The following is a 17,991-nucleotide window of genomic DNA, read 5'->3' on the forward strand; positions in this document are numbered from 1 at the left end:
ATCAAATATGTAGTTCATAGGACGGATACATACTAGCGTATAAATTATATACTGGACATTTACCTTTCGGAGCGACAAAAGAAGAAATTTCAAATACATTCTCAAAGCCACTGTTACCTGTTGATTCTGGCAGTTTAGCAATTAATACATTCTGCATTGCAAATTTTCATATTAGCCCATCCGCTAGGCCCAGAAAAATAGAAACCTTTTTAAATTTAACTAAAAAATGAAAGTTACACATGTACTTGGGCATAATTCAAATTGGAATGTTGATAGTTATTTAAACCATGATATAGGAGACTATTTTCTTATCACAGCTTTTACACATGGTATAGACTATGATAAAAAAAAGACCATAAAAGGCATCTTAAGTGAATCCATGATTGATTTGCAATTTTATGGCAAAAAATCAAGTGGTGACATTTCCAAAGGTAAGCTTTCGGAGTTCCCATTTCACCCAGCGAATTGCACTGACAGTGAAGTAACTAATGTTTATTTTGATACTTGTTTAAAAAGATCTATCAAATTCCAAATAGAAAAGGGTTTTAAAAACATTATCATACCGCATTTTTATGAAAATGAAGAAGTTAGTGACATCGTCAGCACAATTAAAAGCATTAATCAATACATTATAAAATCTCGAGTAGAAGGACATAAGTATTTCATGACCTTAGCATTTGCTCACCATGTAATTATTGATCGATCGAAAGTTGAAGAAATTCTATTTTGTTGTACTGACATGGATATACACTTTGATGGGTTTTTTATAACCTGTGAAAATAAGCCTGAAGCTAAAAAGAAATTAACAACCGACATAAAGATCCTAAGAAACCTTTCAAAAGTATTTAAAACACTTAAACAGCAAGAATTTGAAACAATATATGCCTATGCAAACTGGGATGCCATAATTATGTTAGCACAAACAGATATTGATTATGTCACGATTGGCACTTATGAGAATTTACGGAAATTCGATATAGCAAGATTTACAGAAGATCAAAGTGGAGGAGGTTCTAAAGGATTTTACTTTTCAGAAAAACTATTAAATATGGTTAAGGCTAATGATTTAACAATTATACGAGATATGGGGCAACTAAATTTAATTAGAAACGAAAAAAATATATTTTCAGACCTAATACTGGACCCAGGGTATGCTTGGAATATCCATAAACCCGATGTTAACAAGAACTATTTATTAGCTATTTATCGACTTTTGAATGAAATTGCCGCCATTAGCAATTTGAATGAAAGGAAGAATTATGCATTAACACTTATTAATAGTGCAATTCAAACGTATAATTCACTTGAAGCAAGCCATATTTATCTTAATGACGAAAGCTGTAATTATCATTTAAACGTATGGAAAAGCTATTTGGCTAGTTCATAACTTTTAACCTTCTCTGAAAAAAGCATTTGCATTTTTAAATCAATTGGAACTTCTCTCTTTGGATTAAAATGCCGCTGTAGTTTACCATCGACACTAACAGAAGCAAGACCAACATTATACTTTTCAAATAAATTAAGATTTTTTAGTGCAGGTTTAGAATAGTATGCGTCCAATACTACAAATGAATACTCTGCAAACCATTTATATCTATATGCTTGCTTCAAAGCCCTTCTCCAATCTTTTAACTTTGCTTCGACAGCAAAATTGCTTACAAAGTTTAGATTATAATGATCAATAACTTGGTAAGTGTCGTCTATCTCAATTAGATATTCACGTGAAAGAAGCTTTTTTACTGATTGTACAATTGACACCTTTGAACAGCGAGTAATATCAATTAAGCCCTCAAGACTTACTTCAGGAGTGCTCTTTACCACCGTATAAATATTTATATCACTAATATTTAAGAGATTATCAAGACAGATATCCTTTGAAGATTGGCTTTTAAGTTCACTAACTACTATATCTGCTATTCCGTACCCTAGAGATACTTCTTGAAATATTTTAATATGTGATCTCCTATATGTTGCTATAAGATATTCCTTCAACGCTTCAACAAGGTCACTTTCAGCTTGGAATTTCATGTTTAATCAAGATGTATGAGGAGTCATCATTATTTTTACGGCGTTGTAAATATGACAATTTCTTTTCTATATTTTTTAATTTTTTAAAATTGTAGGTACTAAAATACTCTTTTAGGTTACTACTCATTAAACTATAAAACCCATCTGTACATATTAGAAAGTTATAATCTGTATTAACCTCTTTGAGTTTAAAATCCTCTAAAGACAATTCGGAACTTCCCAGACATTTTGTAAGAATATTTGGTCTATTCTCCATTGAATCATCACTGGTTATTTTTTCGATAAATTGATTAGAAAATATATAAACCCTTGAATCTCCAATGTTTACAAATTTGGCTAAACCCTCTATTTTGCTATAAAAAAGACCTGAAACAGTACTCATCCCATAGCAACCAGATGCTAACACCTCTTTATGGGACTCGAACAACAGCTCTTCCAAATTATTCCCATCGGATAATACTCCACTTAACTTTGATCTTAATATCTTTTTATATTGATTTATAAAAGCATAACTACGTGGATGTGAACTCACCCCGTCAAAAATTAAAAACAAGTAATAACCAGGTTGTTCTGCAATCAAAACACGATCTTGATTTCGGTCACGTCTCAAACCTTTTTTGGAATTTGTTAAATACTTGAGCATAATTAATGATTAACAACCGAGATGAACAATGTTTACTAATTTAACAATATCTTATAAAGATTAAGCAATTTAGCAGCTGTCTTTTGGTAACATATTTTTCGTACGCGGCATCTAGTCTAACAGTAACCTAATTATTAAAAATTCCAATATGAATGCAATATGATTCCCACATAAGTCCAACCTACACTACTTTAAGTCGGACTTTTGTTGGAAACATACCACTTTAATTCTGCTAAGAATAGCATTCAGGTTAGTGTCAATCCCTTAAATATTCCTTCATTCTCCCTAGTTAAATAGTAAGTAATCAAACAAATCCCTACACCTTATTTTCATTAAACCATTCCGCAGTAGCTTTAACCCCCTCTTCATAAGAAGTAGGTTTAACATCAAAAGCCTTCTCAAACTTGGATGAATCAAACCGGAAAGGAAACTCATCCTGATAATTCATTTCATACAGTTCCTTCATAAAGGGCATAAACCAGCCTAATATTTTCAACACAAACTTAGGCAAAACCTGAACCTTATCTGATGCATTCATATACTTAGCAGCTAAGGCAACAAACTGCCGGCCAGTTAATGGGGGATTGATAGATGGTAAATGCCATACCTCACCAATTGCCTCTTCATGTGTTGCTAAAATATATACGGCCTGTGCGCAATCAGGGACATAAGTATAAGCACGTGGTAAGTCCGCATTGATAAACCATTGCGCCTTCTTACCCTTTTCCATGTTGGTAAACACTAAGATACTTGCTGCACTTTTATCTGTTACACCTGGCCCATAAAAGTCTACTGCACGAGCGATAGCTGCTTTAATAGTGCCAGCCTTCATTTCTTTAAGCAACATAGAAGCAATTTCAGCCCTTACCTTTCCTTTTTTGCTGCTTGGCTTATAGGGCGTTTCTTCTGTCATTACGCCATCCACCTTGCCGTACATATAAACATTGTCAAAAAAGATAAGTTTAGCACCCGTTGCCTTACATGCCCTGATCACATTATCCATAATAATTGGCCACTCTTGCTGCCAGATCTTTGCATTATAGGTGACGCCTATCAGCAGGTATACGATTGTTGAGCCTTCCAATGCATGTAAAACCTGATCGTAATTTAATACGTCGGCAGCCCTAACTTCTGCACCGGCAACCGGTTTAGGGGTACGGGATACCAATCTTATATTTTCCTGATTTGCTTGCAAAATAGGGATTAGCGCATTGGCAATTGTACCATTTGCTCCCAGAATAGTGTGTAAGGCCATATTTAATTAAATTTTAATTGTTATTTAAAGTTAATACAGAACTGTGTTAATAAATGTTGAAGATTCTATTAATTCTCTTCTTCAATACCCAAATGACATATGGATTGATTATTTCTTACAAAAACTAAATATTATTTACCTGGAAGTGTTAAGTCAGACTTCTTAATTTTTAACTCTTCCTGCTTCTGAATCTAGTCCGGTTTCGCGTTTACGACTTGGCTTCAGTTCATTATTCCCGAATTTATAGGATAACGTTAAGCGGGCTGTACGCGTATCATTCTTTTGATATAACTTATAATCCAACCCTGGGAAGGCACTGCTGATTTTACCATTCCGGGTATTGAATACATCGTTTACAGCGACTTTCACATTGATCTTCTTTTTGTAAAAAGACTTGTTTATGCCTAAATCCATCGCATATTGCGGTTGAATCTTAAGCGTACCCCAGATGATTTCAGATTGATAATTTCCACTTGCTTCAAACGACATGGTATTATTGATTGTAAAGGTCTCACTGTGATATACCTGGAATGCAGATTGATTATTATCCAACACCTGTCCATTCAAATCAGGCGATTTAAACTGGTTGTTAAAGGCAGTGAAGTTCGTATTGCTATTCCACCATTTTGCAAAAGTAAAAGGGATGCTCAGGTTGAATGAGTAAGAAAGCTGCTCAGCCAGGTTCCTATCCGTCTGAAATAATGCGCTTCTTTCAGGGTCAGGAAGTATAACTTGCGTAATTACATCAGTGGTTTTGGTATACCCAATAGAAGCTGTGTATTTTTTTAAAAGTGTGTATGACAACTCATACGTATTGGTATATTCCGGTTTAAGAAACGGATTTCCCTGGCTGTAAGTGTATCGGTCAAGGTAATTTTCGAAAGGGTTCAGTGCATTATAACTGGGACGGGTAATCCGCCTGCTATAGGTCAATCCTACAGAATTATTTTCGTTGAAATTATGATTTAGCGCAGCACTTGGGAAAAAGTCCAGGTAATCTCTTTTAACAACTTGGCCTGTAGTAACCAGATTGCCTTTAGAGTTGGTTTGCTCTACACGCAACCCAACCTGAATATTTGTATTCTTATATTCTTTTCTCAGGTTGATATAACCTGCATTTACGTTTTCGTCATAAATAAAGCGGTTGCTTCTTAATGGGTCATTGTCCCACTGGTCGTTTTCAAAACGATTGAATTGGAAGTCGTTATCTGTCTTCACCCAGCTTACTTTAAAACCAGTTTCCATTTTGATACTTTTAGAAAACGGATGAGTATAATCTAATTTTGCTGAATAGATATCAATATTAGATGGTGTACGGTTTTTTATTAATTCATTTACTGTCTGATTTAAAGCGGTATAGGTGTAGCTATTATCGTACATGGTTTTGTCATTTCCATAATTATCGGCATAATCGAGATCCACGCTTAACTCCTTTCCAGAGGTGTCCAGAACTGACTTAAAGTTCAGATTATAACTTAGGTTACGATAATTGGAACGGGTTACATTCTTTGAGAGTACAGTGGAATCAAGAGTTCCCTGCATGGATCTGATTTGTGTGGCATTGTTAAAGTCATCATTCCACTCATTGAAATATCCGTTTACCATTGCGCCAATCGTATTGTTTTTGTTGATAAAGAAATCCGCTCCAGCCTTAAAGTTATTGTTATACCAGTAACGGTCGCTATTCCCTTTCTGACTAAAGAGAGTCTGAACTTCAGCGCCCGAATTCACACGGTCAATATCTAATACTTGTTCTCCTTTATTATTGTTGTAATTGTAATTTCCAAATAGATTTAATTTTTTGTTCCTGTTGTTCAACGAGATTCCTGCATTCGCTTTTCGCTTAGTACTATATCCTCCTCCTGCTGTCAGGGTTCCATTTGTACCATAATTTTTATTCTTTTTTAAGCGGATATTGATAATCCCTGATTTTCCTTCTGCTTCATAACGTGCGGATGGATTGCTGATAATTTCAATAGCTTCAATTTCATTGCTTTGCATATTGCGGAGCATAGACGCCAAATCAGCACTGCTGAGATAAGTTGGCTTTCCATCTATCATAATTAATACGCCTCCTTTGCCTTTTAAGTTAACGTTATCGTCTTTATCAAGTGTAATACCTGGTGCTTTTTGTAAAACTTCGAGCGCTGTTGATCCTGCAGATACACTGCTATTTTCTACATTGATGATTAATTTGTCGCCACGACGTTCAATAAGAGGCTTTTGAACAGTGACGGTTACTTCTTTTAATTGTTTACTATCCGTTTTTAGTATAACAGGTTCTAAATGAACTACGGATTGTTGTTTGTCAATTTTGATCGACGCACTGGTATGTTTTTGATGACCGATTTGTGTAACGACTAATTTGTAGCTAGACTCAGGGACACTTTTAAAAGCAAACTGGCCCTGTTCGTCGGTTAATGCCGTAAGGAATACAGCGGAATCCTGGGCACGGATTAAAGATACAGTTGCATAATCCAGTGGGCGTTGGTTTTCATCTTTGATGCTGCCATCTATTTGATTTTGTGGATTTTTGCTTTGTGCCTTAAGCGTGCCTGTTACTGTTACAAGAAGGATTAAGGCTAAATTTTTTATTGCATTCATAATTTCTGATTCGATGTTGACCCAAAAATATATGACTGTGGATATTCAAACAAGTGCTATTAGGTGTACGTATAGGAATTTTCGGTAAATGGTGGTTTTCGGTCGGTAAAAAATAAATTCCTGCCGCATCGCACGTATTGAAACTTCAATTCTTTCCGTAATTATAATCCACGACTACACCTCCAAACAATAGTTTATTATCCTGAACAATTTTAACGGCACCGGTAGGGACACAAACCAGTACAACAGATTCTAATGCAGGAATTTTAACCTTAGATCCCGAAGCTAAATTGCGGACGATAAACTTTTGGGAGACTAAATCATAAATGTCTGTTCTTCCCTTTTTTACTTTACCGGCAGGTATCTTGAAAAAGATACTTTTAGCTGTGCGATAAGGGTTATAATACAAGAAAGTGGGATAAGCTTCCTGTCGGTAAAAATCAGTAGCAAGAAGATCCAACCTCAAAATTCCATTCACTTCCGTATTTTTCACCATACTGCCAAAGATCCCGGCGTGTGCACTTCCATAAACACTAAACTGTGAAACTTCGGGATTCTGTCCGGGCACCCACTTAGGGCCATCCCCTTGAGCAACAGGCGCTTTCAATGACTGATATAAAGAATCAAAAGTTGAGCTCTTGGCAAAACCTTCATACGCGATCACTCCTTTGGTTACAGAAGCATGCTCTGGAATCGTTTGATGATCCTTGGGCATATATTGAGGATAAAATAAACGGGAGGCATTTACAGCATTCAACATCCATTTACCGATGGCATGCGCATATCCCTGTTGGTACCTCACTAAAGGCACCAATGGCCATGCGGCATCAAAAGTATTCATCAAAAAAGCATACCCTCCATGATCAACTGTGCTCCCAACGGTTCCGGAGATATCTATACCATTCCAATTGCCAACGAGGAAACCCCAGCCTTCCCGACAAACAGCAGTACCGTCAAATGTCCAGTTTAGCATTTTCTGCACATCAAAATTGGTTCCCTGCTCGGCATTCATCCGGGCAGCCATATATGCGCCAAAAGGCATCAGCAATTCATAGGTAGGATTAATCTGCTGACTTTCAAGTGCCTTCATCGCACTAATTGCGCCTTTAAGGTAACGCAGATCGCCATACTTCTTATGCGCTGCATATAATACATAAGCATGTCCGGCAGCAGCATCTGGTTGTGCACAGATCTGTGTTCTAAAAGGTTTCATTTGCCCATAATCGAAGTAGGAATAATTGTAATTTCCATTCAGGATAGAATCTGCTTTAAAAAATTTTTCCGCAATACTTTTGCCTATGAAGTCAAAATCAGGCTCATGGGGATACTGATCATAAATGGCATAAAACAATAGATTAGGGTATACATCGTACCACCAATCGCGACCATAACCCCCACCAAGTAAGGCGACTTCGGGTGCGGTGTTGTTCATCATGATATCCCAGCCAGTATCCTTATTAAAATAATTCTTGAGCATGCCGACATAATTCAGCCCGTTCTGTTTGCTTTTATCCAGTCCTACAAGAGTTGCACCCAACACAGAACCCATATTGGCCAATGCTTCATGAAACATCCCTTTATTATGCAGTTTACCTTGTCGCACATCACCTACCGCGGTATACATACCCATTATGGGTTGACCAAAATTCTTGCCCGTGCTATCCATCCACACCATTGGCCAATATTTTCCTGTGGCATTAAAATCATAAATAGTGCGGTCAAAATTTAGCGCCATATCTTTCCAATCAATGATCTGGAGTGGCTGTGGCTTGTTTGCCATGCTATCCACTCGGCTGACCCGAATTTGTTGTACCTGCGCAAAAGAGAAAAAAGAAATAAAGAGCGATATAATGGTGAGTCCGGTACTCCGTTTAAGTTTAATCATATTGGTTTAAATTATGCTGATTCAAAAGTAGATTCGTTTAAAGAATAGAATGATTAGGTGTGATGGTTTTAGCTAAGCTACTATTTTCCAATTCCAGTTCCTCATTCATTATTTTTCCGTTTTTAATAATTCCTTTAGCCACCCAAAAAGAACTTAACTGAAGCACCGCAACAATTATAATGGCATACCGTAAAGCAATTTCATTCGAAAAATAATAGGCTAGTATAAGGAATGTTCCTGCCCCGGTTAGGCGGCCTACATATAAGCCTGCTTCATGATTCAGGATATAAGCAAACTCACTCCTTTTTTCTTTTTTTGTGAGGATGTCAATGACACTGAACTGGATAGGAAAATAAGCAAGATCCAATAAGGGCTTGGCTAACAGAAGAAAGAGCATAAATAAAATCACCCCTGTTGCGTTAAATAAGATGCCATTAATCAATGCGGCAATCGTAAATAAAACTAAACCAGTACCAAATACATAGATCCGATGCTCCGGTGTGGTATTGCGACCAATAATGTACATCAGTACAGCAGCAAAAACAGCCCCTACGGATTGCGCTGTTCCTAATGCCCCTTCTTTCCCGAGCAGCAACATGATCAGCATAGCTGGAGCCGTAACCAGAAACCCCTGTACCAATCCTTTTAATACCGCCAGGAACATTAGCCTGTACCAATAGGGGTGAAATTTGAAATAGATAAACTTTTTATTCGTGGGATTGATAAACTCGCCTTTAAAACACATCACCGAAGCGCCTATAGTGACCACAAATACAATTCCTGTAACCATGATATAGGCTAGTTTCGCATCACCTGATCCTGCCCAAAGTTCAATGAACCAACCAATCAGAACAGGTATAATTACTGCTATTATGGTATAGAAGAAGGTTTCCAATCCATAATAATAATTTCGGTTGCTATCGTTAGTGGTGGCTAAAGCAAGGAAATCCCTATTGGCCCAGTAGAAACCGAAAGACATGCCCATTACGATACCGGCGACACCTATCCCTGTAATATCCAGCGTCTTTAATGACATCATAATCATCATTGAGATTCCACTCAACACCATTCCTAAGGAGTAAAGCACCTTAATTGGAAAGTGATTGAGCAGCCAGCCATTGATTAAAAAGGTCAAAGGAATTCCTGTATATATGGTGAGCTGGTAGACCACCACTTTGACCGGATCATTAGAACTTCGCATGACATAGGCGGCTACGAAAATATCGATCACAGGCAAGACAATACTGTATATTAAGTTGGTTAAAGTGAGGATTTTAAAGTTATGCGATTGTGCCTTGAAATGTGCTAATTCAGAATTTAATTTATTCATCATGACGCATAAGTTAAGGCGGTTAATATTTCGGTTATAGAAAATTTAGCTCCGCAAACATGTTCATCCGCAGCACCATAATAAATGGTTAATTCGTCACCTTGCACCACATGTCCGTTGCTGAACACGACGTACCCGAAAAAGCCGCTTAACTCATAAGTTTCGGTAGGCACCATAATTGGGTCTTCTGTTCTTGCCAATACAATGGAGGGATCATTCAGATCGAGTAAAAAAGCGCCTAAACAATATTGGTGACTGCTATTTGCTCCATGGTAAATTTCGAGCCATCCCTGAGGCGTTTTAATTGGTGCAGCTCCTGCTCCCACTCTTGCGCTGTCCCAGCTATCTTTCCTTGTACGGATGATACACTTGTGTTTTCCCCAATGGATTCCATCAGGCGATTCGGCAATCCAGATATAATTGCCGCCAATGTCTACACTGCTGGGCCGATGCAGTGCATAAAAATTGCCATTTATCTTTTCCTCAAAAATAGCGCAGTCCTTATTATGTGGAGGAAGGATCATGCCTTCTGATGTAAAGGTCTTCCAATCCTGGGTTTTACGTAAACCTACACCTACTCCTTGTCCGGAAACTGCGGTGTAGGTTAGGTAATAGGTACCTTCCAGGTTGATCACCCGGCAATCTTCTACCCCAAAGGCTTCCTGATCTGTCTCCCCCTGTAAAATGGGATAGCCTTCGGGTTCATAAAAGCTGATGCCATCATCACTGCATAACAGGCGTAGATGAGACAATGTGGTTAAAAAATCAACCCCTTTATATTTGATAACCCTGGGATCATCTTTGTTCAGGTCAGGATCATTTGCTGCGATCTCTATAATTTCTATCCCCTTCTCCTGGAGCACTGGAAAGGAAATTATGCCTTCTTGCTGGTGTGGTCGCTCTGCCACACGAACAAGTAGCCAGGTTTTATCCTGGAAAGTAAATACGCCTGGATTCAATAAACAAGTGATTTCCAATCCGGGTCTGCTTGGAACCAAATCTTTAGGTGATATAAGTGGATTTTGAGAAAATCGTTTAGCAATATCTGTCATTATCTTGGAGATAAATTTATTGAACTGCAAATAATTCAATAGTTAAGTTTAATAGTTTGGATTTTGTGCTATGGTTCCCCCGGATTTATCAATCTCACCCTGAGGAATAGGATATATATAGTTGCGGTCCTGGAAATTTATACCCAAAGACTTTAAAAAATCTTTTGCTAATCCCCATCTCTTCAAGTCATTAAACCTTTGAGATTCAAAACCTAATTCTGCTCTCCTTTCCTTAACTAACCAATCTTTGATTTGAGTTTTGTCAGTTGAGGAAACATTCCTGTTTGGAAGTGTACCGGCTGGAGTTATGGTTCCATCTGCAGTTACAGTGTTTCTTGCCCGAGTCCTTATGCTATTAATTATTGTTATAGCGGCAGGATAATCTCCAGTTTCAAGTAACGCTTCAGCTTTCCATAAAATCACGTCTGCCCAACGGATAAATATTTTATTACTTGGAGAATCTTCATTGCCTTTATTGCTGCTATTTAATTCACCAAATATCTTGTATGCATTCTGTGTCTGAACGTCTACAGTGTATCCTAATCTTGGATCGTTAGCTTCAAATGAAACAATAAAATTGGTTGTTGGTGCAATAAAACCCCAGCCTGCAAGGGCACAAAGCCCGTTTCCCATAGCAGGTGTTTTTGCGGATTGATGATCGTAAGCAAAAATCACCTCGTTATCATTAAACTCTTTTGCCACACTAAAATTATCGAAGTAATTTGTATTTAGGCTATAGAAGCCTAATGCTTCAAGTTCGTTGATATCTGCAATCACTTCCTGCCATTTTTTATTATAAAGTGCCACTTTTGCCTGTAAAGCAATTACTGCACCCTTAGATACCCGCCATTTTTCTGTGTTATCGCTATACTTTGAAGAAGGCAATAATGGTTTAGCTAAAGCTAGATCTGCACTTATCTGCTCCCAAATCTGAGCTTGGGGAACACGGGTGGCTACGTCATAGGCTTCTGCGAAATTTTTAAGTGGCTTGGTTATTAAGGGAACATCTCCAAAGCTATTTACGAGATCAAAATAATAAAATGCTCTTAAAAAATAACTTTGCGCCAAGAGCTTGTTTTTCGAAGCTTCATCTATTCCTACTTTCGCTATAACAGTTGCATCTGTTAAATACGCAATGGCTCTATTACATCGGGAAACTCCTTCAAAATCGTAACTCCACACACCGTTAAAGCCGCCGTTAGATGCTGTAAAGTTAAATTTTGAAAATTCATCCATCCAGGCTTGATCTCCGTCTGGGTTCCATTTCTTTTGCATATCCCCTGATGCGATATCCTGCAAAATAAAATCATTCCGAAGAACTGTCCCGTCGTCCCATCCCCATTGTCCAATAATATTAAGGGTACTTGCCAACATTTTATAGGATGATGTCACTGAGGATACTACGGTACCCAACTTAGGGTCTGTTTCATCTTGATTGGATGTTATTAACCCAATAGGTTCTTTATTTAATTCCTTTTTACAACCGGCAACAGCTACAATTGCCACAATTGCTATTATATAAATGACTTTCATATTTGTAATTTTAATTGATTGAGTTAAAACTTAACATTTACACCAAACAGAATTGCTCTTGACTGCGGGTAAGTACCCTTATCCAAAATATCGGTCGACTCTGGATCTAAACCTGTGTAGTTGGTAACTGTAAACAGGTTCTGTCCTGATACATATAAGCGAATATTTTGAAGATTCATTTTAGATTTAGCAAGTAAGGACCTGAATGAATAACCAAGTTCAATATTCTTTAACCGCATGTAAGAAGCATCCTCAACGAAAATACTGGATGTTTTACTGCTTCCATTGTCATTGAAAGTGGAACGTGGTATTGTATTACTTGTTCCTTCCCCATGCCAGCTATCCAATACCCGTATGGAGTGATTGAATGGACGAGAATCATAATCTATAATCTTCTTTAGGTCATTGTATTTATCTACTCCTCCTACACCTTGAAGTAAAGCTGAAAAATCGAATCCTTTATAACTTGCAGACAAGTTTATACCGTAAGAGAATTTAGGATTAGGGTTTCCTATATAAGCTCTATCCTGATCATTAATAATTCCATCCCCATTAAAATCTTTAAATTTAATATCTCCAGGTAATTCCGAAGGATTTAAAGTTCCAAAAAGGTAATTATCAATTTCTGCTTGATTTTGATAAATACCATCCATTTTAAAACCATACAAGGAATTAAGGGGATGACCAACTTCAGTTTTAGTAACCTGGCCTATAATATTTGGCAAATTAGGATGCAACTTATCGACGCGGTTTGTTAATGTACCTATATTACCGCTGACGCTGTATTTAAAAGCCCTATCACTATTACGGTAGCTTAAATCTACTTCAATCCCTGAATTGCTTACTTCTCCGGCATTTACAATGGTTGCCTCTACATCGCCAACGATTCGGGGAAGAGATAGTGGTAACAAAATCCCCGTAGTCTTCTTTTTAAAGTAATCAACAGTAAAATAGACTTTATTCTTTAGCATCCCTAAATCAAGACCTATGTTATTTTGAGTGGTACTTTCCCATTTCAGATCAGGATTACCATATCTCAGTAGTTTGACTTCTTCTCCGGTTTTTGTGAACAGGGTTAAATAGGTATAATTACCAATTTCTTGATTTCCCAATTTTCCGGTACTTGCTCTCAACTTAAGGTCAGATATCCAGTTTACCGATTTCATAAAATTTTCTCCTGAAACTTTCCATCCTATTGATACAGAAGGGAAATAGCCCCATTGATTGTTTGGTCCAAAACGGGAAGACGCATCTCCTCTTATGTTTCCTGTGATGAAATACTTAGAATCGTAAGCGTAATTTGCAGATCCAAACAGAGAGAATAAGGTCCATTCAGATCCAGAGCCTGAACTCCATACATTGGTTAAGGAGTTCCCATAATCAAGATATTGAAATTCTTGCTGAGTATATTCAAACCGGTTTCTTGTTCCTCCGATTGAAGATGAATGGTTGGTAATGTATTCACTACCTACCAATGCACTAAACACATGTTTTTGAATTGATTTGTTGTAATTTAAAGTGTTGTTCCAAGTAATGGTACTTTCCTGTCCTCGATCTTCATTTAATGAGTTGGGGCGGTTTTTTCGTCCTAATCCTTTATCTTCAGTAGCTCCCCCGCCATCATCATCTCCAAAATTCTGATTAAAGGCTTTATTGTGACTAAAATTTAAATCAACACCAACATTAGTCCTGAATTTTAAGTCTTTATTTTTTAGTAATGCGTATTCTCCATAAATATTTCCAAAGGTTTTGAAATTAGATCTTTTATCATTAGTAAAATAAGCCAGAGCAATAGGATTGCTGCTAAATTCATATTTATTACTTTCGTAAGTACCATCTCCTTTATAAAAAGGGAGATCTGTAAAAGGATTAGCAGTTGAATAGGTAGGGTCATCTACACTTTTGAATACGGAAAGAACTGGAGGCCGGATGAAGGCATGACGAATAATACCGGGATCATCGCCTTTAGAAGAAAGTTTATCCTGCTTTCCGTAAGTAAACTGCACGTTTGAACCAACTGTTAAACGATCATTCAGGTTAGCGACAACATTGGATCTGAAATTCAAGCGCTGATACTGATCATTCTTATAGACTACAATCCCATCTTGGCTATAATATGCACCAGATAATAGATATTTTATTTTTTCGCTTCCTCCATTTGCACTGAGTTGCAAGTTTTGAGAATGTCCGGTTTCAAATAATTCATTCAACCAATTCGTATTAGAAAGATCTGTTCTGCTTTTATCGCCTGTGTAAGGATTAGTGCCTGGATACCCAGAGTTATTCCATGCTTCCTCCACTTTATCCATGTATTGCGTTTTATTTAACATGGTTGGAAGGTTGCTTACTCGCTGAATACCATTGAAATAGTTGATGTCTACCACCGATTTTCCTGTAGTTCCCATTTTAGTGGTGATGACAATTACTCCCGCTGATGCTCTGGCTCCATAAATTGCTGCTGCAGATGCATCTTTAAGCACAGTAACTGATTGCATATCGGATGGATTCAAGAAAGAAATATCCCGTGTGGGAGTACCATCTACGATAAACAGCGGACTGTTATCTCCGAATGTACCTTCACCGCGAATACGAATATTAATACCTTCACCTGGAGCACCTGTCGACTGTGTGATCTGCACCCCTGCTACCTGTCCCTGTAATACCTGGGCAACATCAGCCACTCGCCGGGGTTCAACTTCTGCCATCCGTACGGAACTTACAGCTCCTGTTATATTTGATCTTTTTTGTGAAGTATAACCAAGCACAACTACTTCATTTAATGATTCTCTTTTTTCTTTGAGAATCACATTAATACTAACTTTTCCGTTAACCAGAATATCTTGTGTTTCAAAGCCAATATAATTAAACACGATCGATTGAGGGGCATCATTCCTCAAAACAAGGGTGTATCTTCCTTGCAGATCAGTAACATTGCCATTAGTAGTATTTTTTTGAATTACATTGACACCTGGTAATTGCTCACCCTTTATGTCCCGAACTGTTCCAGATATTTTAATCTGGGCAAAGAGACTTTGGTCTGCTAAGGCTATAATTAACATTATAAGCCATGCATGATTAATTGTTGCTTTCATTTGATTATTTTGGTTAGATTTCTTCATTGGGTTGAATTATTGATGTTTCACATAATCAGGATCCATATCAGGGCTGCGTAATCCTGCCACTTCATTGGCCATTAAAATAAAAACATTCCAGCATAACCCTCTAGTCGATGGCCACCAGGAATCAGTTGTTGTCCATTTGGTAGGTATAAACTCTTTGCTGTAAGGCCATTCAGGATTCAGGTTTATTTCGGCCCAAACACGGTTTTCCATTAACGCTGGAGCTTTTTTCCATCCATGTTTTAATCCTGTGACATATGCACAGTATTCAGCTCTCAACCAGCTCCCTCCATTATAATAGAAGCCATCGCTTTGACCATTTGCATAGTTACTGGCTCCAAATTCTGCGAATGGTTGATAGTCAGCACTTAAATAGGCAAATCCTTTTTGATCCGAGGTTACTCTTACACATATTGGAGCAGTGGTGCCATATTGTGGATGTGGTGAATTAGCAACTTTATTGAGCATCGGGATTTGCTCCAGATGATTAATGACCATTTCGTCTGTTAGCAAGGGTCGGTTGAATAACCAAAGAGAAAAGAACTCCGGTTCCAAATCGGTTAGGGTTATAATATCTGGATAATTACGATCAAAAAGCAGATGTTTTCTTTGAGGGTCATAGAACTTTCTGTATTCCTGCTCTGCTTTCTGAATGTAAGCTTCTTCTATTGGGAAACCTAGTTCCTTAATTGTTCTCAATGCGATAGCGAGCATCCCTTGATTCACAGCTAGGCGATCCGTTTTGGGCTGATAATCTACAATATCAACCTGACTCATAGAAAAATGAGATCTGCATTTCCCATCTTTGCCCGCATCAAATTCATTAAGAACATAGTCTACGGCCTTTTTAATTTTATCAGCCGGCAGTGTAACATTAAAGCGCCTTTTGTTCATCATTGCCCAGATCAGCCATTCTATTGTTGCCTCATTATCTTTAGCTTCTACCGAACCCATGTAGGGTGTAATTATCGTTCCGATACCTCCTTTCGGAGTTTGAGTTTTAGACCACTGATCCCAAATACTGAGGTTTAATTCCTTATTGTAGGTAGCTACTATGGAAAAGAATGAATCGCGGTTATACATATCTGGCGAGTAATTCATGTTAGGCACATTAAATGGTTTAAAATCATTTATAGCTGTAATCCAGGTCAGCATATTAAGATTCGCATACAACATTTTCTCTATTTGTGACCCTTTAAATCCCTTTCCTTCTGCAAGCCTTGTTTGGGCAGACAGCACGAATTCCCGATGATCTTTCCATGGTTCCACAAAAATATAGCTCGTTTTTTCTACTTTTTCTCCCATTGGAAGAATGTTGTAGGATTCCCTTTGTGGCTGATGTTCGGTGACCTGTAAGTCCTTTATTTGTAACTGGCCTGTTTTATTAGCTTGCGTCCCGATGAATAGCGAGACACTATCATTTTCAATATAGGGAACCATAATACTGCCTTTGAACAAGGTCCATTTTTGTTCATTAGTCTTAAAATTGTCAATATATTTTACTCCATTTTCTAATTCTACCGTCTTGTTACCATTTTTAATTCTAAAAAGCTTCAATGCTACGGAAGCACTTCCCTTGCAAAGAAAAGATAGTGTGTAATATCGTTGATCCTTAAATGGAGCGATCATTTCTATACCTGCCTGAGGGGAAGGCTTGCAATCCATGGTAATTAGCGGTCCTACTTTGGTTACCTTGAGGTTCCCTATTTTTTGATACACATCAGGAAGCTTTACCGCTTTGTTTGTCCCTGCATCAAGATTAAATAATTCGCCGAAGGTTTGCTTTATGTAATCCTGGTTGGCAGATTGTTCAGCTAGTGTGGCTACAGAAAGCAATTCGGGGTCAGGAAGTTTACGCATCCCGACAAATCCGCCACCTCGTCCATTGAATCTACGACGGGTAGTTCGCGTATATTGATTTTTGTAACCGGCTTCCATTAAAAAACCAATTACCTGATTTTCTTTGTTTACGAAGCCCACTGCAGGATACATTTCATGAACAAAGCCACCAGGAAAATTATCGTGTTCAAAGCTTATATATTTCTTTGGTTTTTCAGCCGGAATAAACTTTTCCCTTAATGTATAAAACATAGATGGCATACCAGGCTGAAATAGACTTATAGTCTTCTTTACAACATGACTATTAATGATCTTGTAAATCACGGTTATGGAAAGATTTACATCAAACTCTGGTATGTAACTTTCCCTGCTTAATGTAACTATACTATCATTACCTTCCCATTTTGCCCCTTTCCAGTTGGGCAATAACGCCTTTTCACTTAAGTCTGCATTTGTTATTAATAGGGAGAGCTCTTCCGTATTATTTAACAGCATCTTATTGCCATCATATAAACCTACCCGAAATCCACTAGTGGTATCGCCCAAAACTTTAAGTTGAATATTTTGTGCAAAGAGACTAGTAACACTTAAAATAATACTAAAAAATACAGTTACAAAGTTCGGCGGATAAGACCGATAGGAAAGGTTGAGCTTCATTCAATTAGTTTTTGATTGAAGCAAATATAGACTGGCAATGCACCTA

The 17,991-nt window shown here is 37.6% G+C and carries 11 protein-coding genes; 1 reads left to right on the forward strand and 10 read right to left on the reverse strand.

Going from position 1 to position 17,991, the window contains the following annotated elements; translation table 11 throughout:
- Nucleotides 1-226 precede the first annotated feature (226 nt).
- Complete coding sequence (locus tag BFL47_RS16750) at nucleotides 227-1,387, forward strand: hypothetical protein (RefSeq protein ID WP_069660948.1); 1,161 nt, start codon at nucleotides 227-229, stop codon at nucleotides 1,385-1,387.
- On the opposite strand, the gene BFL47_RS16755 is transcribed toward BFL47_RS16750, so the two are convergent.
- From BFL47_RS16755 to BFL47_RS16800, 10 genes are all read right to left on the reverse strand, one after another.
- Complete coding sequence (locus BFL47_RS16755; protein WP_069660949.1) at nucleotides 1,369-2,028, reverse strand: hypothetical protein; 660 nt, start codon at nucleotides 2,026-2,028, stop codon at nucleotides 1,369-1,371. The genes BFL47_RS16750 and BFL47_RS16755 overlap by 19 nt on opposite strands.
- Nucleotides 2,012-2,671: a PP2C family protein-serine/threonine phosphatase gene (locus BFL47_RS16760; protein WP_069660950.1), complete on the reverse strand. Its 660-nt coding sequence runs from the start codon at nucleotides 2,669-2,671 to the stop codon at nucleotides 2,012-2,014. The genes BFL47_RS16755 and BFL47_RS16760 overlap by 17 nt, the downstream gene beginning before the upstream one ends.
- A 316-nt stretch (nucleotides 2,672-2,987) precedes the next feature.
- Nucleotides 2,988-3,926, reverse strand: a complete 939-nt coding sequence (locus tag BFL47_RS16765) for an NAD-dependent epimerase/dehydratase family protein (protein WP_069660951.1) — start codon at nucleotides 3,924-3,926, stop codon at nucleotides 2,988-2,990.
- A 162-nt stretch (nucleotides 3,927-4,088) separates the two neighbouring features.
- Nucleotides 4,089-6,530, reverse strand: coding sequence for an outer membrane beta-barrel family protein (locus tag BFL47_RS16770; protein ID WP_069660952.1), 2,442 nt, complete (start codon nucleotides 6,528-6,530; stop codon nucleotides 4,089-4,091).
- Between the two features lie 145 nt (nucleotides 6,531-6,675).
- Entirely contained in the window at nucleotides 6,676-8,415 is a 1,740-nt protein-coding gene (locus BFL47_RS16775) for a hypothetical protein (RefSeq protein ID WP_069660953.1), read from the reverse strand.
- Nucleotides 8,416-8,452: 37 nt separating this feature from the next.
- Nucleotides 8,453-9,748, reverse strand: coding sequence for an MFS transporter (locus BFL47_RS16780; RefSeq protein ID WP_069660954.1), 1,296 nt, complete (start codon nucleotides 9,746-9,748; stop codon nucleotides 8,453-8,455).
- Nucleotides 9,745-10,797 (reverse strand): glycoside hydrolase family 130 protein, encoded by a 1,053-nt coding sequence (locus tag BFL47_RS16785; protein ID WP_069660955.1) that lies wholly within the window; start codon nucleotides 10,795-10,797, stop codon nucleotides 9,745-9,747. Before BFL47_RS16785 ends, BFL47_RS16780 begins: the two co-directional genes overlap by 4 nt.
- A gap of 48 nt (nucleotides 10,798-10,845) precedes the next feature.
- On the reverse strand, nucleotides 10,846-12,330 hold the full coding sequence (locus BFL47_RS16790) for a RagB/SusD family nutrient uptake outer membrane protein (RefSeq protein WP_069660956.1): 1,485 nt from the start codon (nucleotides 12,328-12,330) through the stop codon (nucleotides 10,846-10,848).
- Between the two features lie 23 nt (nucleotides 12,331-12,353).
- Nucleotides 12,354-15,449: a SusC/RagA family TonB-linked outer membrane protein gene (locus BFL47_RS16795; RefSeq protein ID WP_245681396.1), complete on the reverse strand. Its 3,096-nt coding sequence runs from the start codon at nucleotides 15,447-15,449 to the stop codon at nucleotides 12,354-12,356.
- Nucleotides 15,450-15,458: 9 nt separating this feature from the next.
- Nucleotides 15,459-17,945: a hypothetical protein gene (locus BFL47_RS16800; protein WP_069660957.1), complete on the reverse strand. Its 2,487-nt coding sequence runs from the start codon at nucleotides 17,943-17,945 to the stop codon at nucleotides 15,459-15,461.
- Between the last annotated feature and the right edge of the window lie 46 nt (nucleotides 17,946-17,991).

Origin of the sequence: Arcticibacter eurypsychrophilus (assembly GCF_001730525.1) — a bacterium.
Classification (GTDB): domain Bacteria; phylum Bacteroidota; class Bacteroidia; order Sphingobacteriales; family Sphingobacteriaceae; genus Arcticibacter; species Arcticibacter eurypsychrophilus.